Raw genomic sequence first — 20,076 nt, forward strand, 5'->3', positions numbered from 1 at the left:
AGGTTGTCAGTAGCAAAGAATCCGGGCGTGGTGTACTGTGCCGGGTTGCGCCAATTTTAACGGCCCGCCCATCCCACCCGTTGACCGCCCCCATGCCGGATACCACAGAAGTCATCACCGAAAAGCAAGACGGCGAGTTCGTCCATTTTCCTGGCTCCCCCTTTGAGCTGTTTCAGCCGTATCCACCGGCGGGCGACCAGCCCGAGGCCATCAACAAGCTGGTGGAAGGCTTGAATGACGGCGAAATCTTCCAGACCTTGCTGGGCGTGACGGGCTCGGGCAAGACCTTCACCATGGCCAACGTGATCGCCCGCATGGGCCGCCCGGCCATTGTGTTTGCGCCCAACAAGACGCTGGCCGCGCAGCTCTACAGCGAGTTCCGCGAGTTCTTTCCCAAGAACGCGGTCGAGTATTTCGTGAGCTACTACGACTACTACCAGCCCGAGGCCTATGTGCCGCAGCGCGACCTGTTCATCGAGAAGGACAGCGCCATCAACGAGCACATCGAGCAGATGCGGCTGTCGTGCACCAAGAGCCTGATGGAGCGCACCGACGTGGTCATCGTGGCCACGGTGTCGGCCATCTACGGCATTGGCGAGCCCGAGAGCTACCACCGTATGGTGATGACGCTGCGCACCGGCGACAAGCTGGGCCAGCGCGACGTGATCGCCCAGTTGATCCGCATGCAGTACCAGCGCAACGAGGCGGATTTTTCGCGCGGCAAGTTTCGGGTGCGGGGCGACACCATCGATGTGTTCCCGGCCGAGCATTCCGAGCTGGCCATCCGCATTGAGCTGTTTGACGACGAGATCGAGAGCCTGCAGCTGTTCGACCCGCTCACGGGCCGCGTCAAGCAGAAAATTCCACGCTTTACCGTGTACCCCAGCAGCCACTATGTGACACCGCGCGACAAGGTGCTGGCGGCGGTGGAGACCATCAAGCTGGAGCTGGCCGACCGGCTCAAGGAACTGGTGGGCATGGGCAAGCTGGTGGAGGCCCAGCGCCTGGAGCAGCGCACGCGGTTTGACCTGGAAATGCTCAGCGAGGTAGGGCACTGCAAGGGTATCGAAAATTACACGCGCCACCTGTCGGGCGCCGCGCCGGGCGACCCGCCCAGCACGCTGACCGACTACATGCCCAAGAACGCGATCATGTTCCTGGACGAGAGCCACCAGATGATTGGCCAGCTCAACGCCATGTACAGCGGCGACCGCTCGCGCAAGACCACGCTGGTGGAATATGGGTTTCGCCTGCCTTCGGCGCTGGACAACCGGCCGCTGAAGTTTGAGGAATTTGAGCAGCGCATGCGGCAGGTGATCTTTGTATCGGCCACGCCGGCCGACTACGAAAAGACGCACTCAGGCCAGATCGTGGACCAGGTGGTGCGCCCCACGGGACTGGTGGACCCGGTGGTGGAGGTGCGCCCGGCCACCCACCAGGTGGACGATGTGCTGCAGGAAATACGCATTTGCGCAGAAAAGCACGAGCGCGTGCTCATTACGACGCTGACCAAGCGCATGGCCGAGCAGCTTACCGACTACCTCACGGACAACGGCGTGAAGGTGCGCTACCTGCACAGCGATGTGGACACGGTCGAGCGGGTGGAGATCATCCGCGACCTGCGGCTGGGGGCTTTTGATGTGCTGGTGGGTATCAACCTGTTGCGCGAGGGGCTGGATATCCCGGAGGTGTCGCTGGTGGCGATTCTGGATGCCGACAAGGAAGGTTTTCTGCGGGCTGAGCGCAGCCTGATTCAGACCATTGGCCGCGCGGCGCGCAACCTGAACGGCCACGCCATCCTGTACGCCGACCGCATCACCGACTCCATGAAAAAAGCCATAGGCGAGACGGAACGCCGGCGCATCAAGCAGATCGCACACAACGAGGCCAACGGAATCACGCCGCGCAGTATTGTCAAGCGGGTACGAGACCTGATTGACGGTGTGTACAGCGAGAAGGCCGGAAAGGATGCCGAGCGGCTGGAGCAGGAGGCCCTACAGCGTGCCAAGGTGGAGGACATGTCGGAGAAAGACGTGGCGCGCGAGATCAAGCGGCTCGAAAAACTCATGCTGGAGCACGCGCGCAACCTGGAGTTTGAGCAGGCAGCGCGCGTGCGCGACCAATTGACGCGGCTCAAGGACCAGGCTTTTGGAGCGCACGGCAGCGATTCGGTAGCACTCTGAATACGCTTGTTGTGTGGTTAATCGAACTTGGCCGCTGGAATTGTGACCTGTTGGTTTTTTAACCCGACTAATTCAATTGGGATTTGTGGTATACTTGCACAAAATACTCAAGAAAAGAGCCCGACGATGAAGGGCCCCGTACCAGAAGGCTTGGCGGGGTAAGGGCGGAGACGGTGCCGGCACTGCGCATTTGCGGGAAGCCGGCAGTTTTTACAACGAACAAGCCTAGACAAGGAGCTTGCGATGCGTCTCACAACCAAAGGCCGTTTTGCGGTCACCGCCATGATTGATCTGGCCCTGCGCCAGAACAACGGCCCCGTCACGCTGGCGGCCATCAGCCAACGGCAACAAATTTCGCTGTCTTATCTGGAGCAGCTCTTTGGCAAGCTGCGCCGGCATGAGCTGGTGGAGTCAACCCGTGGTCCTGGCGGTGGTTACACCCTGGCCCGCAAGGCGGCCGACATCACGGTGGCCGACATCATTGTTTCGGTGGACGAGCCCATTGATGCCACGCAGTGCGGTGGCAAGGAAAACTGCCTGGGTGAGGCGGGCCGTTGCATGACGCACGAGCTGTGGGCTTCGCTCAACCAGCGCATGGTGGAGTTTCTGGACTCCGTCACGCTGCAGAAACTGGTGGACGAGCAATTGGCCAAGGGCGTCCAGATTGAGGACAAACCCGTTGCGCGGCGCGCGATTTCGACCACTCCCGTGGTCAAGCCCATCCGTGTGAATGCACCGAACTCGGTGTTTGCGCTGGGCAATGTGTTCGCCAAGTCCTGAACCGCTCGCCACCCGTTTCGGTTCCGGGGCCAGCCGCGCCCTGAATGATTTTTTGATTGCTTGCTTTTTATTGCCAGCCAGAACCCTTTACTGAGCCAGCTATGGACATGACCCCGCATTTCCCCATTTATCTCGATTACGGCGCCACTACGCCGGTTGATCCACGCGTCGTGGATGCCATGATTCCGTGGCTGCGCGAGCATTTCGGCAACCCCGCTTCCCGCAGCCACGCCTGGGGCTGGGAAGCAGAAGAGGCCGTGGAGAAGGCGCGCGTGCAGGTGGCCGATCTGATTGGTGCCGACCCCCGCGAAATCGTCTGGACCAGCGGTGCCACCGAATCCATCAACCTGGCCTTGAAGGGCGCTGCCCATTTCTACCAGGGCAAGGGCAAGCACCTCATCACCCTCAAGACCGAGCACAAGGCGGTGCTGGACACCATGCGCGAGCTGGAGCGCCAGGGCTTTGAGGTGACCTATCTGGATGTGCAGGAAGACGGTCTGGTGAACATGGACGCCCTGAAGGCTGCCATTCGCCCCGACACCATCTTGATCAGCATCCTGTTCGTGAACAACGAAATCGGCGTGATCCAGGACATCCCCGCCATCGGCGCGCTGTGCCGCGAAAAGGGCATCTTGCTGCATGTGGATGCCGCCCAGGCCACGGGCCGGGTCGAGATCGACATGAACCTGCTGCCGATCGACCTGATGAGCATGACGGCCCACAAGACCTACGGCCCCAAGGGTGTGGGTGCCTTGTTTGTGCGCCGCAAGCCCCGCGTGCGCCTGGAAGCGCAGATGCATGGCGGTGGCCATGAGCGCGGCATGCGTTCGGGCACGCTGCCCACGCACCAGATCGTGGGCATGGGCGAGGCTTTTCGCATTGCCAAGGAAGAAATGGCCGAGAGCAATGCCAAGGCCAAGGCGCTGCAGCAGCGCCTGCTCGACGGCTTGAAGGACATCGAACAGGTGTTCATCAACGGCAGCCTGGAGCGCCGCGTGCCGCAGAACCTGAACATGAGTTTCAACTTCGTCGAAGGCGAATCGCTCATCATGGGGATCAAGGGCCTGGCGGTTTCGTCGGGCTCGGCTTGCACGTCCGCCAGCCTGGAACCCAGCTACGTGCTGCGCGCCCTGGGCCGCAGCGACGAGCTGGCCCACAGCAGCCTGCGCATGACCATCGGCCGTTTCACGACCGAAGAAGAGATCGATTACGCCATTGGCACCATCCGCGAGAACGTGGCCCGCCTGCGCGAGCTGAGCCCGCTGTGGGAGATGTACAAGGACGGCATCGACATCAGCACCATTCAGTGGGCTGCGCACTGAATTTCCGAAGATTTTGGAAGCATTGAAGAGGTACACATCATGGCTTACTCAGACAAAGTGGTTGACCACTATGAAAACCCCCGCAACGTGGGTTCGTTCGACAAGGGTGACGATTCGGTGGGCACCGGCATGGTGGGTGCGCCCGCCTGCGGCGACGTGATGAAGCTGCAGATCAAGGTGAACCCCGAGACCGGCGTGATCGAAGACGCACGCTTCAAGACCTACGGCTGCGGCTCGGCCATCGCCTCGTCGTCGCTGGTCACCGAGTGGGTCAAGGGCAAGACGCTGGACGAAGCTGCAGCCCTGAAAAACAGCGAAATTGCCGAAGAGCTGGCCCTGCCGCCCGTCAAGATCCACTGCTCCATCTTGGCCGAAGACGCCATCAAGGCGGCGGTGAACGACTACAAGGCCAAGCACCACAGCGCGGTGGCCGCAGCCTGACCATGGCCATCTCGCTGACTGAAGCTGCTGCCCGGCATGTCACCCGTTACCTGGCGCGCCGGGGCAAGGGGCTGGGCGTGCGCCTGGGGGTCAAGACCACCGGGTGCTCGGGCCTGGCTTACAAGCTCGAATACGTGGACGACTCCGAGCCCGAAGACATCGTGTTTGAAAACCACGGCGTCAAGGTGCTGATCGATCCAAAGAGCTTGGCCTACATTGACGGCACCGAGCTCGATTTTGTGCGCGAAGGCCTCAACGAAGGCTTCAAGTTCAACAATCCCAATGAACGCGACCGTTGCGGCTGTGGAGAGAGCTTCCGCGTTTGATGCTGTCTGCTGCATTGCCGCCAAACCGCCATCGCGCTGCGTGCTGGCGGTTTTTTATTGATTTGGTGTGACCTGGTATGGGCATGAATCTGCAATCTGACGATTTTGAGCTGTTTGGCGTGCCGCAACGCTTCGCCCAGGACAGGGCGGCACTGGATGCGCGCTGGAAAGAACTGCAGCGCGAAGCGCATCCCGACAAGTTCGCAGCCCAGGGCGCTGCCGCCCAGCGGGTGGCCATGCAATGGTCGGTGCGCATCAACGAGGCCTACCAGCGCCTGAAAGACCCGATGCGCCGTGCCGCCTACCTGTGCGAGCTGCATGGCGCGCCCATCCAGGCCGAAGACAACACGGCCATGCCGACAGAATTTTTGATGCAGCAGATGGAGTGGCGCGAGTCACTCGACGATGCACAGTCAGCCGCCGAGCTGGACGTGCTGGACGATGGGGTGCAGCAGGCCAAAAGCCAGGCATTGGCACTTTGCGGGCAACTGATCGACCAGCAGCGCGATTACGCCGCTGCGGCGAAACAGGTCAGAGCCCTCATGTTCATTGCGCGATTTGCCGACGATATCGAGCGCCGGCGGGATCAACTGGGACAATAGCGGCACCATCCCCCTTTTTCGAGGCATCTTCCGCAGGGCAGTGCCTCATCACGTAGAACACAAGATTTTCATGGCGCTTTTGCAGATTTCCGAGCCCGGGCAGTCCCCGGATCCGCACCAGCGGCGCATTGCGGTTGGCATTGATTTGGGCACGACACATTCGCTGGTGGCGGCTGTGCGCAATGGCGTGGCCGAGTGCCTGCCCGATGGCGATGGGCGTGTGCTGCTGCCCTCGGTGGTGCGCTACCTGGAGCAGGGCGGGCGGCAGATTGGCTACGACGCGGTGGCGGCGCAGTCCAGCGATGCGCGCAACACCATCGCCTCGGCCAAGCGCTTCATGGGCCGTGGCCTGCAGGACGTGGCGCAGGCAGAGCAGCTGCCCTACGAATTCGTCCAAAGCACCGACGCCGGCGCGGGGGGCATGGTGAGTCTGGTGACGGCAGGTGGCATCAAGTCGCCGGTCGAAATCAGCGCCGAGATTTTGGCCACGCTGCGTTACCGGGCCGAAGACACCTTCAACGACGACCTGTACGGCGCGGTGATCACGGTGCCGGCCTATTTTGATGACGCGCAGCGCCAGGCCATCAAGGACGCAGCCAAGCTGGCCGGCATTCACCTGCTACGGCTGATCAATGAGCCCACCGCCGCCGCCATTGCCTACGGCCTGGACAACGCCAGCGAAGGCGTTTATGCCGTTTACGACCTCGGCGGAGGCACCTTCGACATCTCGGTGCTGCGGCTGACGCAAGGCGTTTTCGAGGTGATTGCCACGGGCGGCGATTCCGCCCTGGGCGGCGACGACTATGACGCAGCGCTTGCCAACTGGGTGCTTTCGCAACAGGGTTTGTCCGCCGATACACCCACTGACAAGGCCGCCATCCGCATGGCGGCCAGAGCCTGCAAAGAGGCTTTGACTGCTACTGAAATGGTAGCTTTTACCGCTGATCTGGCGGGCGTTAGCGTGCGATTTGATGTCAAAAAATCCGATTTTGAAGCCGCTACCGCCGAGTTGACCGCGCGGTCCATGACCGCTGTGCGCCGCGTGTTGCGTGATGCGAAGCTTGCGCGCGACGACGTTCAAGGTGTGGTCATGGTGGGTGGCTCCACCCGCATGCCCCAGGTGCAGCGTGCGGTGGCCGAGTTTTTTGGCAAGGAGCCCCTGACCAATCTCAACCCCGATGAGGTGGTGGCCCTGGGCGCTGCCATCCAGGCCAACCAGCTGGCGGGCAACAGCACGTCGGGCGATTTGCTGTTGCTTGACGTGATTCCCCTGTCGCTGGGCATCGAGACCATGGGTGGTCTGGTCGAGCGCATCGTTGCCCGCAACGAAACCATTCCTACCGCCAAGGCGCAGGACTTCACCACCTACAAGGACGGCCAGACCGCACTGGCCATCCATGTGGTGCAAGGCGAACGCGACCTGGTGCAGGACTGCCGCAGCCTGGCGCGCTTTGAGCTGCGTGGCATTCCGCCCATGGCGGCCGGCGCGGCCCGCATCCGGGTGACTTTCACGGTCGATGCCGATGGCCTGCTGAGCGTGAATGCGAAAGAGCAGGGCAGCGGCGTGGAGGCCCATATCGACGTGAAGCCCTCTTATGGCCTGTCGGACGAGCAGATCGCCCGCATGCTGCAGGACGGCTTTGCCACGGCTGCGCAGGACATGCGCGCACGGGCCGTGGTCGAGGCGCGCGTGGATGCCGATCGCATGCTGATCGCCACCCAGAGCGCCCTGGACGCCGATGGCGACGTGTTGTCACCGGCTGAACGTGCCGACATCGATGCCTTGATGGCTGCCTTGAGCCAACAACGTGATGCCGACGATGCCGCCGTCATCGAGGCGGCCACCCAGGCCCTGGCCAAGGGCACCGAGGCCTTTGCCGCGCAGCGCATGAATCGCGGTATCCGGCAGGCTCTGGCCGGCAAGAACGTACAAACCCTTTAACCCTTCATGGCTTGCAGCAACGCAGACGCGCACTCGCTGATTCCGGCGATATATCCCTCAGGGATGCAGCATCGGTTGTGCAAGCCCTGACCACCAAAGCGACGCCATGCCCGTCATCAAGATACTGCCCCACCCTGAATATTGCCCCGCCGGCGCCGAGATCACCGCGCCTGCGGGCACCTCCATCTGCGAAGCGCTGCTGGAGAACCACATCAACATCGAGCATGCCTGCGACATGAGCTGCGCATGCACCACCTGCCACGTCATCGTGCGCGCGGGCATGGAATCGCTCAACGCGGCCGAGGAAGAAGAAGAAGACCTGCTCGATCGCGCCTGGGGGCTGGAGCCCCAGTCGCGCCTGTCGTGCCAGGCCATCCTTGCGCAGAAAGACCTGGTGGTGGAGATCCCCAAATACTCCATCAACCATGCCAAGGAAAACCACTGAAATGCGCAGTGTTTTTGCCCAGCACTGCATGAATGCCCTGCGCCGCGCAGCGCGCGCACCACGGGAGGCCTGATGTCACGGCAAATTGTTCTCGACACGGAAACCACGGGTCTGTCCGCCGAGGGCGGCGACCGCATCATCGAAATCGGTTGCGTGGAGCTGGTGGCGCGCAAGCTCACGGGCAACAACAAGCATTTCTACCTGAACCCCGGGCGCGACAGCCACGAGGATGCGCTCAGGGTGCACGGCATCAGCAATGAGTTCCTCAAGGACAAGCCCAAGTTTGCTGCCGTGGCAGATGAACTGCTGGACTACCTGCAGGGGGCCGAGATCATCATCCACAACGCGGCGTTTGACGTGAGCTTCCTGAACAAGGAACTGGAGCTTGTGGGGCGCCCCGCGTTCCGCAGCTTTGTGGACAGCATCACCGACACCCTGGCCATGGCCAAGGAACTTTATCCCGGCAAGCGCAACTCGCTCGACGCCTTGTGCGACCGTTTGGGCGTGGACAACTCGGGACGCACGCTGCACGGCGCCTTGCTGGATGCCGAGCTGCTGGCGGACGTGTACATCAACCTCACGCGGGGCCAGGATGCGCTGCTGATCATTGACGATGCGCAGGAAAGTGCCGGTGGTGCCAACTTCGTCCAGATCGACCTGCGCAGCTTGGCTTTGACCGTGTTGCAGGCCAGCGAGCAGGAAGCCGCAGCCCACGAAGAGGTGCTGACACAGATCGACAAGGCCAGCGGCGGAAAAACAATTTGGCGATCCGCTCAGGCGGTCTGAAAAGCTGTGCCATAATCTAAGGCTGTCACAGCGACACGGGTGATTAGCTCAGCGGTAGAGCACTGCCTTCACACGGCAGGGGTCACATGTTCGATCCATGTATCACCCACCAGGTCTGCTGACAGCCTCGCTAGCCCTTCTTAAGGCGCGCGACGGGTGATTAGCTCAGCGGTAGAGCACTGCCTTCACACGGCAGGGGTCACATGTTCGATCCATGTATCACCCACCAATTTTGAATGAAATCAAGGGCTCAGCAGAAATGTTGGGCCCTTTTTCTTTGTGTACCCAAACCGGGCGCACCAAAGAAAAACCCCGCTTGCGCGGGGCTGATCAGAGGGCTGCGCCGGGCTTAGTGCTTGGCGTTTTCCAGCAGGAAGTCGAGCACGATCTTCTGTTCGTCAGCGGTCAGGCCTGCGCGCTGGAACATGCTGGGCGTGATGCCTTGCCATTGCTTCTCGGTGAACTGGCCCGGATCGCGCGGGCCGTGGCACACGGTGCAGCGCTGGTAGAAGATCTTCTCGGCCGGTGACAGCGAGGCGGTGGCCTTTTCGCGCAGAGCGGTAGCCCGCTCGATGCCGAAGAACTTCTCGTCAAATTTGACGTCGCTCTTGACGATCTTGGGCGGATCGAAGGCCTTGGTGCCGCCAGGGTCAGCATCCGTGCATTTGCGTATCGAAGCAATGCAGGTGTTGGCCGTGGTGGCCTGCGTCAACCCGCTGGCGCGCCGGCTGGAGGTCAGGAAGTTCACCAGGCCATTGTTGCAGCGGCCCTTGCTGTCAAGCTGCGGCCAGGCGCCCTCGTACAGGCTGACCACGCCGGGCATGATCTTGTCGGACACCCGTGCGCCCACCACCACTGCGCCGCGCTCGTTGTAGAGCTCGACCAGGTCGCCGTTGCGGATGCCGTGGGTTTTTGCATCTTCCACACTGATGGTCAGCGGCTCGCGCGTCTGGACCGTGTAGCGCTTGCGCAGCCGCTCGGAGTTGTTCAACTGCGAATGCAGGCGCCAGTACGGGTGCGGGCTGACCACATGCACCTGGCCCTTGCGCGCGTTGCCCAGGTACTCGCCGGGTTCTTGCCACGTGGGCATGGGCGGCATGTCGGGGATGTTCATCTTGTCGATGATGGACGAATACATCTCGATCTTGCCGCTGGTGGTGTGCAGCGGGTTTTTCACCGGGTCGGTGCGGAAGTCGCCGTGGCGCACCCACTTGTGCGCCTCCTTGGGCACCGGAATGCGCGCCATGCCCTCGGCCCAGAACTTGTCAAAGGGCGTGTCTTTGGCGGCGCTGCTGGCTTCGTAGGCCGCCTTGACGTAGTCCAATTGCGTCTTGCCCTCGGTGAAGGCGTATTCAACGCCGCACAACACAGCAAGGCGGCGGAAGATTTCAAAGTCGTCCAGCGCATCAAACTGCGGCGCGATGATCTGCTTCATCGCGTACACCTTGTCGATGCTGTAGGTGCCGGCTGAGGTGATGTCGTTGCGCTCCACCGTGGTGGTGGCCGCCAGCACGATGTCGGCCCAGCGCGCGGAGCCGTTCCACCAAGGTTCCTGGCAAATGATGGTGTCCACGTCCTTGATGGCACGGGCCAGTTCATTCAGGTCCTGCTGGTGCGAATAGGCGTTGTTGCCGGCGTTGTAGATCAGCTTGACCTTGGGGAAGGTGTACTTGCTGCCGTTGTAGGTGAACTCTTTGCCAGGGTTGAGCAGCATCTCGCTGATGCGCGAAGCCGGGCAAATCTTCTTGACCGGATTGCGCCCTTGCGACAAGCCCGTGGGCGCAGTGCCGCCCGACTGGGGCATGCCGCCGCCGCCGTAGTGCCAGGAAAAGCCCACGCCTTGTCCGGGCAGGCCGATGTTGCCCAGGATGCAGGCAAAGTTGACGATGGCCCAGTAAGGCATCTCGCCATGGTGCGCGCGCTGAATGGCCCACGAGCCGCACAGCTGCGTGCGCTTGGACGCCATCAACTCGGCCATGGAGCGAATCTTGGCCGCTGGAATGCCAGTGATTTTCGCGGCCCACTCGGGTGTCTTGGGCGGCGTGCCGTCCTTGCCTTCCAGGTAGGCGCGGTATTTGTCAAAGCCGACCGTGTACTTGTCGATGAAGGCCTGGTTGTGCTTGTTCTGGCTGAGCAGGTGATAACCCATGGCCAAAAACAGCGCGGTGTCGGTGTTGGGGATGATGCGCACCCACTCCGAGCCCATCTTTTCGTCGGTGGTGGTCACCTGCGGGTTGATGGACATGAACTTGCAGCCAGCCTTCTTGATGGCATCCCAGCCGCCGTACATCTCGTGGTCGGGCACCGTGTATTCGATGCGGTTGTTCTTGTCGGGGTCGCAGCCCACAAACACGACCAGTTCGGTGTTGTCGCGCAGTTGTTCCCACGCGGTCTGGCCCGAATACACCTCCATGTCGCCGATCACCATCGGCATGATGATCTGACCGGCACCGGTCGAGTAGTCGCCCGTGGTCATGGACGAGCCGCCCAGCAGGTTGAAAAAACGTCCCTGCAGCACGTTGGGGCGGAAAATACCCGCGTGCGACCAGCCGCCGTAAGAGCTGGAGAAACAGCCTTCGTTGCCATGTTTTTCAATGGTGTCCAGGATGGCCTTGGCGGTCAGGCCCAAGGCCGTGTCCCAGCTCACCTGCACCCACTCGTCCTTGCCGCGCAACTCAGGCTTGTTGCTGCCCTTGCGGCCGTTTTGCTCCCACTCCAGATACGACTTGCGCACCATGGGGCCGGCGACGCGGGTCTTGTCGTAAGTGCGGTCCAGAACGCCCTCGGTCAGCATGGGGGTGGGCATCTTGTCGCTGGCCTGGGCCTCGATCTTGACGATGCGGCCTTTCTCCACCGTAGCAATCAGCGGGCCGTAGTGGGTGGCATGCGGCACCTTGCCGCTGAAGGATTTCAGCGCGGCCAACTGCGCGGCCGCGTCCATCTCGGTGGCGGCCAAGGCCTGCGCTATCGGGGTCAGCTTCATTCCGGCGGCGACAGCGCCCAACATGCCTGCTGCGCCCACGCCCATCCATTGGCGACGAGTGAAATTCATAAAACAGATCCTCGGTTGATATGCGTTCCATTAAGCGGCAGGTCATGGTCAAACAAAATGACTCACATCAAGTGGAATCGCAATTATTTTTGTTAGGCGAAACCCTCCCCCTGCGTGGTCACCGCGCATTAGCACGTTGCGCTAGCCATTAAAGTTGGCAGCTCTAATTTCAGAGCACAGGACGACAAAAATGACGGACCAAGTTGATTGCGTAGTGGTGGGTGCGGGCGTGGTGGGCCTTGCCGTGGCCCGTGCGCTGGCGCTGCAGGGGCGCGAGGTGATGGTGCTGGAGGCCGCAGACGCCATCGGCACGGGCACCAGTTCACGCAACAGCGAGGTCATTCACGCTGGGCTGTATTACCCCACCGGTTCGCTCAAGGCGCGCCTGTGCGTTCACGGCCGTGATCTGCTGTATGCCTATTGCGCCGAGCACGGCGTGCCGCACCGCCGTTGCGGCAAGCTTCTGGTGGCGACGTCACCCGCGCAATTGGCAGGCCTTCGGTCGATTCAGGCGCGCGCCATTGCGAACGGTGTTCTGGACCTGCAGTGGCTGGACCGCGACGCAGCCCGGGCATTGGAGCCCGCACTTGAATGTGTGGCGGCCCTGTTTTCACCCAGCACGGGGATCGTGGACAGCCATGCGCTCATGCTCGCACTGCAGGGTGATCTGGAACATGCGGGTGGGCTGGTGGCGTTGAATTCGCCTTTGGCCCATGCGGAGTGCGCGCAGAATGCTATATTTTTGGAAGCGAAAGATGGTACGCGCCTGCAAGCCAGCACCGTGGTCAATGCCGCTGGGTTGCATGCGCCATCCCTGGCACGGCAGTTCTCTGGGCTCGACACTCGCCATATTCCGGCCGCCTACTTCGCCAAGGGCAGCTATTTCACGCTGACCGGCAAGGCGCCTTTCAGCCACCTGATCTACCCGGTGCCCGAGGCCGCAGGCCTGGGGGTTCATCTGACGCTGGATCTGGGTGGGCAAGCCAAGTTCGGGCCCGACGTGCAATGGGTGGACTCGGCCGATGACCTGCTGGTCGATGCGGCGCGGGGGGACGTTTTTTACGGTGAAGTGCGCAAATACTGGCCCGGCTTGCGCGACGGTGCGCTGGCGCCGGGCTATGCCGGCATCCGCCCCAAGATCCATGGCGCCGACGCACCCGCTGCAGACTTTCTTATCCAGGGGCCGCGCGACCATGGCGTGCCGGGCTTGGTAAATCTTTTTGGCATCGAATCTCCGGGCCTCACCAGCGCACTGGCCATTGCCGGCCATGTGCTCCATATGGTTTGACATGCGTCAAATCCCGGTCTTTTGGTAACGTTTACCGACCATGCGGCGTGACGGTTTCTGGGCATGTCGCTAAGATGATCCACAAGCGCTTGCAGCGTCTGTGCTGCAGGTGCTGCTCCTTTATTGCAACGAAAGGCCTCTATGACTGCTTCTGACACCACAACCACCCAGGGCGAACTCGAAAAACTGGTTTCTGATCTGCGCGGCTTGCTGGCCAGCAGGGATCTGGATACTTTCCCCGAGATCAAGGTGCTGCGCCAGCGTCTGGACGACGGCTTGCACTCGGTGCGCGAGTCGACCGTGCGCGCCGCACAAGAGGCTGCACGCCAGGCCAAGGACGCCGCCCTGGCGGCCGACCGTTACGCCCACGACGAGCCCTGGCGCGTTGCCGGCGCGGCGTTGGCCGTGGGCGCTTTGGTGGGCTTTTTGCTTGCGCGGCGCTGATCGACTGCCGTCCATCCCGCTCACGCAGGGACGGCTCCTATGAACTGGCTCTCCCTGCTTGGGCTGGAGGCATTCGCGGCGCGCTGGCGGGCGAATGTCATCGAAGGAGCCATTGCTGCTGAAGACCGGCTGGAATTGGCGCGCCTGGAATGGCTGGAGCAAAAGCAGCGTTTGCAGCATTTGCTGGTGCTGTTGATTGCTGTCACCGGGCTCACCGTGGTGACCTTGGTGTTGTTGTCGCTGGCCGTGCTGGTGCAGTTCTGGGACACTCCGCACCGTGGACTGGTCGCCTGGGTGGTGGCCGGCACCTGGCTGGTGGCTTGGTGCGCTGCCATTTTCAGGCTGGTCGCGGTGGTGCGCAGCACGGGCAATGGCTTTGCCCTCACCCGGCGTGAGTTGTCGCAAGACTGGCGTGATATCAAGGAGCGCTTGTGAACTCTTCCGAACAGGCTTTGCCCGTGCATGCAACGGCCGCGCAGCAAAAGGTGCTGGACCGCATTGCCGTGCAGCGCGAGCGTTTGCGCGCTCGCCGCGCCGCCCGGTTGCAGTCCCAGGCTTTGGCTGCCGTTGCGGGGACAGAGGATGCCGATGCCCCGTTTCTGGCGCGCGCTGTTGCCTTTGCCCGTCAGCACCCTGCCGCAACAGTGGCCGCCCTGGCCGGCGTGGCCATTGCGGCAGGCCCACGCCGGCTGATCCGGTGGGCAGGGGTTGCGCTGCCGCTGGTGATGGGCCTGCGGCGATAGGGCGATAGGGCGATAGGGCGAGGTTGCCCTCCATACATACGGGGCAGCGCAAGGCCTCGTATGTCGCCCATGAATCAGACGGTCAGCCCATCGCCTTGATGGCGCGCGCTGCCTTTGCAACGAGTGCGGGGCCTTCATAAATCAGGCCGGTGTAAATCTGCACCACGTCCGCCCCTGCGCGGATTTTGCCCAGGGCGTCTTCGGCGCTCAGGATGCCGCCCACGCCGATGATGGGAAAACGGCTTCCCAGCGCGGCGCGCAGTTGGCGGATCACCTGGTTGCTGGCCTCCAGCACGGGTGCGCCGCTAAGCCCTCCCAGTTCATTGGCATGGGGCATTCCCTTGACGGCTTCCCGGCTGATGGTGGTGTTGGTGGCAATCACGCCATCCATGCCATGGCGTTGCAGCGTGGCGGCGATCACCGACACCTGCGCCTCGTCAAGGTCCGGGGCAATCTTGACGAAGATGGGCACGCGGCGCGCCTTGGTGGCGCCTTTGCCGTCCTTCTGGGGGTGTTGCGCGGCCAGTGTTTCTCGGCGTTCGGCAATGGCGCCCAGCAGGGCATCGAGTGCTGCGTCGCTTTGCAGTGCGCGCAGGTTCTGCGTGTTCGGCGAACTGATATTGACCGTGACGTAATCGGCGTGCGGGTACACCCCCTCCAGGCAGGTGAGGTAATCGCTGGTGGCGTTTTCAATCGGCGTGCTGGCGTTCTTGCCGATGTTCAGGCCGAGCAACATGGGGTGCTTGCGTTTCTGCGTGCGAAAGCGGGCCTGCTGCACGTAGTGAATGAACGCATCCAGGCCATCGTTGTTGAAGCCCAGCCGGTTGATCAGGGCCCGCGCCTCGGGCAGGCGGAACATACGAGGCTTGGGGTTGCCCGGCTGTCCCTTGGGTGTGACCGTGCCCACTTCCACAAACCCGAAGCCCATGGCGCCCAGGGCGTCGATGCAGCGGGCGTTTTTGTCCAGGCCTGCGGCCAGACCCACGCGATTAGGAAAGGTCAGCCCGGCCAGCTCGATGGGGTCGTCTACGGTTTCGTTGCACCAGGCCCACTGCATGGGGGTGTGCTGGCCCCGCGCAAGCATGCCCATGGTGAGTTCGTGGGCGGCTTCAGCGTCCATGCCAAAAAGAAAGGGGCGGGTGAGGGCGTAGGGGATCAATGACATGGGAAGATAATTCGAGGATTACCTTTTGATTCTCTCCCATGACGACTTCACATCCTTTGACCCAAGACGAACTCAAGGCCATGGTAGGCCAGGCAGCGCTGCAATATGTGGTGCCAGGCAGCATTGTGGGGGTTGGCACGGGCTCCACAGTCAACAAGTTCATCGACGCCCTGGCTGGTATGAAGGATCAGATCAGGGGCGCCGTGTCTAGTTCGGTGGCCAGCACAGAGCGACTCAAGGCACTGGGAATACCGGTGTTCGATGCCAACGAGGTGGAGTCGCTGGCGGTGTACATCGATGGTGCGGATGAAATCGATGAACAGGGCTACATGGTCAAGGGCGGCGGCGCTGCGCTGACGCGCGAAAAGATTGTGGCAGCCCTGGCCAGCCGCTTTGTCTGCATCGTCGATGCGTCCAAGCTGGTGCCGGCATTGGGCCGCTTTCCATTGCCGGTCGAGGTGATTCCCATGGCGGCGCAGCACATTGCGCGGCGGTTTGCCGCGCTGGGCGGCGTGGCAAGCCTGCGCATGAAGGATGGGCAGCCGCTGGTGACCGACAACGGCCAGCACATCCTGGATGTGCGAGGTCTGACCATCACTGACCCGCTGGCTTTCGAGACCGAAGTCAACCAGTGGCCGGGCGTGGTGACGGTGGGCGTGTTTGCACACCAGAAAGCCAACATCTGCCTGCTGGGCACGGCGCAGGGCGTGAAGATCCTGGCCTGCTGAAATTCAGCCAGTGATCGCTGGGAGCGAAGGAGAACGTGGCGCGACCAGTTTTGAACGTGCGCGGGCCATCAAAAGCGGATCCCTGCCGGATTGCTGGGCGTGGGGCCGTTGTTGACGGGTGGAGTAACCGGCCGTGGCGCTGGGGCCGAGGTGGCAGCTGGTGCAGGCGTTGCCTGCTTGACGGCCACCAGGGGGGTGGGGGCAGGTGCCTGGTAGTTGGGCGGTAGCTGCGATTGCTGCGGGTAGCCGGCTGCGTTCAGGTACTGGGTCCACTCGACGTCGGAGAAGCCGCGCAGCTGCTGTGCGCCGATCGTGCCAAAGGGCAGGCTGGTCTCGCCGCTCAGGCGCTTGAGAGCGTCGATGTCGTCGTTGCTGGTCACGGTGCGTTCGGTGAACGGAATGCCACGGTTGGCGAGCAGGTTGCGTGCGCTGTTGCAGGGCGCGCAGTCGGTGCTGGTGTACAGCGTCACGGGAAAGCGCGTGGTCACCTGGCGCAGTTGGTAGGGCAGGGCCTCCGGACCGCTGGCGCTACGCGGGCCGCCGCTGAGGGTGGCACTTTCGGCGCCCGCGGCGGGCGCGCGGTCGGAGAAAGTCACCTTGCCATCGGGGCCGACGATGCGATACACCTGCTGGGCCTGCGCGGCGGTGGCCAGCAAGGTGGCTGCGGCGCAGGTGGCGGCAAGGGCGGAAGCGGTGCGAAGGCTAAACATGCGGTTTCCTTTGGGCTGTAGACTATCAAAAATCATAGCTGCCAGCGCTTGTATTTAAAGGGCTAGAGCCCAAAAATTACCTAAAACACGCGAAAGAAAGGCGCTGGCAGCATTGCTTTTAAGTGGCCATGCCCTGGTGGCGCAGCAGCGCATCCAGCGTGGGCTCGCGGCCGCGAAATGCCTTGAAGGACTCCATGGCGGGGCGACTGCCGCCCGCTTCCAGGATGGCTTGCCGGTAGCGGCGGCCCGTTTCGGTGCTGGGCAGGCCGTCGCTGCCGGCGGTTTCTTCGAAGGCCGCATAGGCATCGGCGCTGAGCACTTCCGCCCATTTGTAGCTGTAGTAGCCGGCCGCATAGCCGCCGGCAAAAATATGGCTGAAGGTGTGGGCCGTGCGGCTGAACGAGGGCGGGGGCAGCACCGACACCTCGCTGCGCACCTCGGCCAGCAAGGGCATGAAGTCCTGGGCCGGGTCGTGGTCGGTGTGCAGCAGCATGTCGAACAGGGCAAATTCGATCTGGCGCAACGTGCCCATGCCGCTCTGGAAGTTTTTCGCGGCGGTCATCTTGTCGAACAGTTCGCGCGGCAGTGGCGCGCCGGTATCGACATGGGCAGTCATGTTGCGCAGCACATTCCATTCCCAGCAGAAGTTTTCCATGAACTGGCTGGGCAACTCGACGGCATCCCACTCCACGCCGCTGATGCCTGATACATCGCGTTCGTTCACTTGCGTCAGCATATGGTGCAAGCCGTGGCCGAATTCGTGAAACAGCGTGATCACGTCGTCATGGGTGAGCAGCGGTGGCTTGCCATCCACACCGTCGGCAAAATTGCACACCAGATGTGCCACGGGGGTCTGCAGCACGCCGGTGTCGGGGCGCAGCCAGCGGGTGCGCGCATCGTCCATCCAGGCGCCGCCGCGTTTGCCGGTGCGGGCGGGCTGGTCGAGATAGAACTGGCCTACCAGTTCCGTGCCGTTGGGGCCGTTGCGCTCGATGCGATAGAACTCGACGGCAGGGTTCCACACGGGTGCGCTGTCGCGGCGGATGCTGACCTCGAACAGCGTCTCGATGATTTTGAAAAGACCCGCCAACACTTTGGGGGCCGTGAAATATTTTTTGACTTCCTGCTCGCTGAAGGCGTAGCGCGCCTCTTTGAGCCTCTCGGCAAGATAGGGCCAGTCCCAGGCCTGTGGATCGTGCAGGCCCAACTCGCTGGCCGCAAAGTCGCGCAGATCGGCCACGTCCTTTTCGGCGTAGGGGCGGGCGCGGCGCGCCAGGTCGCGCAGAAAGGTCACTACCTCGTCGGGCGATTGGGCCATCTTGGGCACCACCGACACCTGGCCGAAATTGTCGTAACCAAGAAGGCGTGCCTCCTCGCGGCGCAGCGCCAGGATTTCACGGATGAGCGCCGAGTTGTCGAAGCGCCGGGCATCGCCTTCAGCCTGGTCGGAGGCGCGCGTCACGTAGGCGCGGTACATCGTTTCGCGCAGCGCGCTGCGGGTGGCAAACTGCATCACCGGCAGATAGCAGGGCATCTTGAGCGTGAGCTTGTAGCCGCTCTTGCCTTCGGCCTGGGCCGCCGCCAGTGCCGTTTGCTGCACGTCGGCGGGCACGCCATCGAGCTCTTCTGCCGTGGCGTAGTAGGCAAAGGCGTCGGTGGCATCGAGCGCGTTTTCGCTGAACTTCTGGCTCAGCTCGGCCTGCCGTTCCTGGATCTGCGCAAAACGCTCTTTCGCAGCCCCGGTGAGTTCGGCGCCGCTGAGCACAAAATTGCGCACGGCATTCTTGTGGGCCTGGCGCTGCTCAGGGATCAGCGTGGCAGGGTCGATGGCCTTGTACTTGGCATACAGGCGCTCATCGGCGCCGAGGCGGGTCCAGAATTCGGTGACCCGGGGCAATGCCGCGTTGTAGGCGGCCCGCAGCTCCGGTGTGTCGGCCACGCTGTTCAGATGGCTGACGGCCCCCCAGGCGGTGCCCAGATGTTCCGTGGCGACGTCCAGCACCTTCGCAATGGCATCCCAGCGGGCCGGAAAATCGGCGGCCGTGACCGTTTCGAGGGCCGCGTTGGCCTTGTCCAGCAACGCGTCCATCGCGGGGGCGACGTCGGCGGGCGTGATCCGGTCAAACAGGGGAAGATCGGTGAAGTCGAGGAGGGCGTTGCTCATGCGGTTCTAGATGGCGCCTCGTGGCGCGGGTTCAAGTGGCGAGGCCTCGGGAAACGGCGGCGGGCTTCAGGCGCCTGCAGCGCGCTCGGCGGCTTCCAGGGTGTTGACCAGCAGCATGGTAATGGTCATGGGGCCCACCCCTCCGGGTACAGGGGTGATCCAGCCGGCCACTTCCTTCACACCGCCGAAATCCACATCGCCGCAGAGCTTGCCTTCGTCATTGCGGTTCATGCCCACGTCGATCACCACGGCGCCGGGCTTGACCATGTCAGCCGTGAGCACGTTGCGCTTGCCCACGGCGGCGACGATTACATCGGCCTGCAGGGTTTGTGCCTTGAGGTCGCTCGTGGCGCTGTGGCAAATGGTGACGGTGGCATTTTTTGCCAGCAGCATCAGCGCCATGGGCTTACCGACGATGTTGCTGCGGCCAATGACCACGGCGTGCTTGCCTTTGAGGTCATAGCCGATCGATTCCAGCATTTTCATGCAGCCATATGGCGTGCAGGGCCAGAAGCCGGGCATGCCGGTCATCAGCGCTCCGGCGCTGGCGATGTGAAAACCGTCCACGTCCTTGGCGGGCGAGATGGCTTCGATCACCTTTTGCGCGTCAATGTGCTTCGGTAATGGCAACTGCACCAGGATGCCGTGAATGGCCGGGTCGTTGTTGAGGGCATCGACGCGTGCCAGCAACTCGGCCTCGCTCAGGTCGGCCGGGTATTGCTCCAGCACCGAGTGCAGGCCAGCATCATGGCAGGCCTTGACCTTGTTGCGCACGTAGACCTGGGAGGCGGGGTTGTCGCCCACCAAGACGACGGCAAGACCGGGCGTGACGCCACGGGCCTTGAGAGAGAGGGCGCGCTCTGCGACTTCAGAGCGCAGTTGGCGGGACAGGGCGTTGCCGTCGATGGGTTGTGCGGTCATGTCAGAAAATACAAGCAAAAATGGCTTGTAGCGC

Annotated in this window: 19 protein-coding genes and 2 tRNA genes; 16 read left to right on the forward strand and 5 right to left on the reverse strand. The window is 62.6% G+C overall.

Translation table 11 applies throughout. The features are described from left to right. The first annotated feature begins 92 nt into the window (after nt 1–92). The 11 genes from uvrB to J8G26_RS08530 all read left to right on the forward strand — a co-directional run bounded on the left by uvrB (nt 93) and on the right by J8G26_RS08530 (nt 9,056). Complete coding sequence (gene uvrB / locus J8G26_RS08480) at nt 93–2,183, forward strand: excinuclease ABC subunit UvrB (RefSeq protein ID WP_246881302.1); 2,091 nt, start codon at nt 93–95, stop codon at nt 2,181–2,183. Between the two features lie 243 nt (nt 2,184–2,426). Continuing rightward, nucleotides 2,427–2,963: a Fe-S cluster assembly transcriptional regulator IscR gene (gene iscR, locus J8G26_RS08485; protein ID WP_005794107.1), complete on the forward strand. Its 537-nt coding sequence runs from the start codon at nt 2,427–2,429 to the stop codon at nt 2,961–2,963. Between the two features lie 101 nt (nt 2,964–3,064). Beyond that, nucleotides 3,065–4,285: an IscS subfamily cysteine desulfurase gene (locus J8G26_RS08490; protein ID WP_087745947.1), complete on the forward strand. Its 1,221-nt coding sequence runs from the start codon at nt 3,065–3,067 to the stop codon at nt 4,283–4,285. A 39-nt stretch (nt 4,286–4,324) separates the two neighbouring features. Then, nucleotides 4,325–4,726: a Fe-S cluster assembly scaffold IscU gene (iscU, locus tag J8G26_RS08495; protein WP_087745945.1), complete on the forward strand. Its 402-nt coding sequence runs from the start codon at nt 4,325–4,327 to the stop codon at nt 4,724–4,726. Nucleotides 4,727–4,728: 2 nt separating this feature from the next. Next, on the forward strand, nt 4,729–5,052 hold the full coding sequence (iscA, locus tag J8G26_RS08500) for an iron-sulfur cluster assembly protein IscA (RefSeq protein ID WP_087745943.1): 324 nt from the start codon (nt 4,729–4,731) through the stop codon (nt 5,050–5,052). Nucleotides 5,053–5,135: 83 nt separating this feature from the next. After that, nucleotides 5,136–5,654 (forward strand): Fe-S protein assembly co-chaperone HscB, encoded by a 519-nt coding sequence (hscB, locus tag J8G26_RS08505; RefSeq protein WP_087748277.1) that lies wholly within the window; start codon nt 5,136–5,138, stop codon nt 5,652–5,654. A gap of 70 nt (nt 5,655–5,724) precedes the next feature. Continuing rightward, the gene (gene hscA, locus J8G26_RS08510; protein ID WP_210568604.1) at nt 5,725–7,596 is read left to right on the forward strand and encodes a Fe-S protein assembly chaperone HscA; all 1,872 of its coding nucleotides are present in this window, start codon (nt 5,725–5,727) and stop codon (nt 7,594–7,596) included. 106 nt (nt 7,597–7,702) lie between these two features. Further along, nucleotides 7,703–8,041 (forward strand): ISC system 2Fe-2S type ferredoxin, encoded by a 339-nt coding sequence (gene fdx, locus J8G26_RS08515; protein WP_087745939.1) that lies wholly within the window; start codon nt 7,703–7,705, stop codon nt 8,039–8,041. A 72-nt stretch (nt 8,042–8,113) separates the two neighbouring features. Continuing rightward, nucleotides 8,114–8,827: a DNA polymerase III subunit epsilon gene (dnaQ, locus tag J8G26_RS08520; RefSeq protein ID WP_210568605.1), complete on the forward strand. Its 714-nt coding sequence runs from the start codon at nt 8,114–8,116 to the stop codon at nt 8,825–8,827. Between the two features lie 37 nt (nt 8,828–8,864). Continuing rightward, nucleotides 8,865–8,939, forward strand: a tRNA-Val gene (locus J8G26_RS08525). Between the two features lie 42 nt (nt 8,940–8,981). After that, nucleotides 8,982–9,056: transfer RNA gene (locus tag J8G26_RS08530), tRNA-Val, on the forward strand. A 120-nt stretch (nt 9,057–9,176) separates the two neighbouring features. Here J8G26_RS08530 and J8G26_RS08535 read toward each other — a convergent pair. Next, nucleotides 9,177–11,879: a molybdopterin-dependent oxidoreductase gene (locus J8G26_RS08535; RefSeq protein WP_210568606.1), complete on the reverse strand. Its 2,703-nt coding sequence runs from the start codon at nt 11,877–11,879 to the stop codon at nt 9,177–9,179. 190 nt (nt 11,880–12,069) lie between these two features. Here J8G26_RS08535 and J8G26_RS08540 point away from each other — a divergent pair, with 190 nt between their 5' ends. The 4 genes from J8G26_RS08540 (at nt 12,070) to J8G26_RS08555 (ending at nt 14,354) form a co-directional block, all read left to right on the forward strand. Beyond that, nucleotides 12,070–13,167, forward strand: coding sequence for an NAD(P)/FAD-dependent oxidoreductase (locus J8G26_RS08540; RefSeq protein WP_210568607.1), 1,098 nt, complete (start codon nt 12,070–12,072; stop codon nt 13,165–13,167). A gap of 141 nt (nt 13,168–13,308) precedes the next feature. Continuing rightward, nucleotides 13,309–13,611, forward strand: a complete 303-nt coding sequence (locus J8G26_RS08545) for a DUF883 domain-containing protein (protein ID WP_087745935.1) — start codon at nt 13,309–13,311, stop codon at nt 13,609–13,611. A gap of 39 nt (nt 13,612–13,650) precedes the next feature. Then, nucleotides 13,651–14,046, forward strand: a complete 396-nt coding sequence (locus J8G26_RS08550; RefSeq protein ID WP_087745933.1) for a phage holin family protein — start codon at nt 13,651–13,653, stop codon at nt 14,044–14,046. Next, nucleotides 14,043–14,354 carry a hypothetical protein gene (locus tag J8G26_RS08555; protein ID WP_087745931.1) on the forward strand — a complete coding sequence of 104 codons (312 nt, stop codon included), beginning with the start codon at nt 14,043–14,045 and terminating at the stop codon, nt 14,352–14,354. The genes J8G26_RS08550 and J8G26_RS08555 overlap by 4 nt, the downstream gene beginning before the upstream one ends. Nucleotides 14,355–14,436: 82 nt before the next feature. Here J8G26_RS08555 and J8G26_RS08560 read toward each other — a convergent pair whose 3' ends face one another. Then, nucleotides 14,437–15,519 (reverse strand): quinone-dependent dihydroorotate dehydrogenase, encoded by a 1,083-nt coding sequence (locus J8G26_RS08560; protein WP_210568608.1) that lies wholly within the window; start codon nt 15,517–15,519, stop codon nt 14,437–14,439. Between the two features lie 38 nt (nt 15,520–15,557). Between J8G26_RS08560 and rpiA the strand changes: the two genes are divergently transcribed. Further along, entirely contained in the window at nt 15,558–16,247 is a 690-nt protein-coding gene (gene rpiA, locus J8G26_RS08565; protein WP_087745927.1) for a ribose-5-phosphate isomerase RpiA, read from the forward strand. Between the two features lie 68 nt (nt 16,248–16,315). Here rpiA and J8G26_RS08570 read toward each other — a convergent pair whose 3' ends face one another. The 3 genes from J8G26_RS08570 to folD all read right to left on the reverse strand — a co-directional run bounded on the left by J8G26_RS08570 (nt 16,316) and on the right by folD (nt 20,042). Further along, nucleotides 16,316–16,957: a glutaredoxin family protein gene (locus J8G26_RS08570; RefSeq protein ID WP_087745925.1), complete on the reverse strand. Its 642-nt coding sequence runs from the start codon at nt 16,955–16,957 to the stop codon at nt 16,316–16,318. A gap of 118 nt (nt 16,958–17,075) precedes the next feature. Beyond that, nucleotides 17,076–19,121, reverse strand: coding sequence for a M3 family metallopeptidase (locus tag J8G26_RS08575; RefSeq protein ID WP_210568609.1), 2,046 nt, complete (start codon nt 19,119–19,121; stop codon nt 17,076–17,078). Nucleotides 19,122–19,187: 66 nt separating this feature from the next. Continuing rightward, nucleotides 19,188–20,042, reverse strand: a complete 855-nt coding sequence (gene folD, locus J8G26_RS08580; RefSeq protein WP_087745922.1) for a bifunctional methylenetetrahydrofolate dehydrogenase/methenyltetrahydrofolate cyclohydrolase FolD — start codon at nt 20,040–20,042, stop codon at nt 19,188–19,190. Nucleotides 20,043–20,076 lie beyond the last annotated feature (34 nt).

Origin of the sequence: Acidovorax sp. JG5, from assembly GCF_017939685.1 — a bacterium.
Classification (GTDB): domain Bacteria; phylum Pseudomonadota; class Gammaproteobacteria; order Burkholderiales; family Burkholderiaceae_C; genus Acidovorax.

Excerpts from the sequence above, each read along its gene's own strand:
- hscB (WP_087748277.1), top strand. The coding sequence starts at position 5,136 with ATGAATCTGCAATCTGACGATTTTGAGCTGTTTGGCGTGCCGCAACGC.
- iscR (WP_005794107.1), top strand. The coding sequence starts at position 2,427 with ATGCGTCTCACAACCAAAGGCCGTTTTGCGGTCACCGCCATGATTGAT.
- J8G26_RS08560 (WP_210568608.1), bottom strand. The coding sequence starts at position 15,519 with ATGTCATTGATCCCCTACGCCCTCACCCGCCCCTTTCTTTTTGGCATG.
- J8G26_RS08545 (WP_087745935.1), top strand. The coding sequence starts at position 13,309 with ATGACTGCTTCTGACACCACAACCACCCAGGGCGAACTCGAAAAACTG.
- iscU (WP_087745945.1), top strand. The coding sequence starts at position 4,325 with ATGGCTTACTCAGACAAAGTGGTTGACCACTATGAAAACCCCCGCAAC.
- J8G26_RS08550 (WP_087745933.1), top strand. The coding sequence starts at position 13,651 with ATGAACTGGCTCTCCCTGCTTGGGCTGGAGGCATTCGCGGCGCGCTGG.
- J8G26_RS08540 (WP_210568607.1), top strand. The coding sequence starts at position 12,070 with ATGACGGACCAAGTTGATTGCGTAGTGGTGGGTGCGGGCGTGGTGGGC.
- J8G26_RS08575 (WP_210568609.1), bottom strand. The coding sequence starts at position 19,121 with ATGAGCAACGCCCTCCTCGACTTCACCGATCTTCCCCTGTTTGACCGG.
- iscA (WP_087745943.1), top strand. The coding sequence starts at position 4,729 with ATGGCCATCTCGCTGACTGAAGCTGCTGCCCGGCATGTCACCCGTTAC.
- uvrB (WP_246881302.1), top strand. The coding sequence starts at position 93 with ATGCCGGATACCACAGAAGTCATCACCGAAAAGCAAGACGGCGAGTTC.
- J8G26_RS08490 (WP_087745947.1), top strand. The coding sequence starts at position 3,065 with ATGGACATGACCCCGCATTTCCCCATTTATCTCGATTACGGCGCCACT.
- J8G26_RS08535 (WP_210568606.1), bottom strand. The coding sequence starts at position 11,879 with ATGAATTTCACTCGTCGCCAATGGATGGGCGTGGGCGCAGCAGGCATG.
- J8G26_RS08570 (WP_087745925.1), bottom strand. The coding sequence starts at position 16,957 with ATGTTTAGCCTTCGCACCGCTTCCGCCCTTGCCGCCACCTGCGCCGCA.
- folD (WP_087745922.1), bottom strand. The coding sequence starts at position 20,042 with ATGACCGCACAACCCATCGACGGCAACGCCCTGTCCCGCCAACTGCGC.
- fdx (WP_087745939.1), top strand. The coding sequence starts at position 7,703 with ATGCCCGTCATCAAGATACTGCCCCACCCTGAATATTGCCCCGCCGGC.
- hscA (WP_210568604.1), top strand. The coding sequence starts at position 5,725 with ATGGCGCTTTTGCAGATTTCCGAGCCCGGGCAGTCCCCGGATCCGCAC.
- rpiA (WP_087745927.1), top strand. The coding sequence starts at position 15,558 with ATGACGACTTCACATCCTTTGACCCAAGACGAACTCAAGGCCATGGTA.
- dnaQ (WP_210568605.1), top strand. The coding sequence starts at position 8,114 with ATGTCACGGCAAATTGTTCTCGACACGGAAACCACGGGTCTGTCCGCC.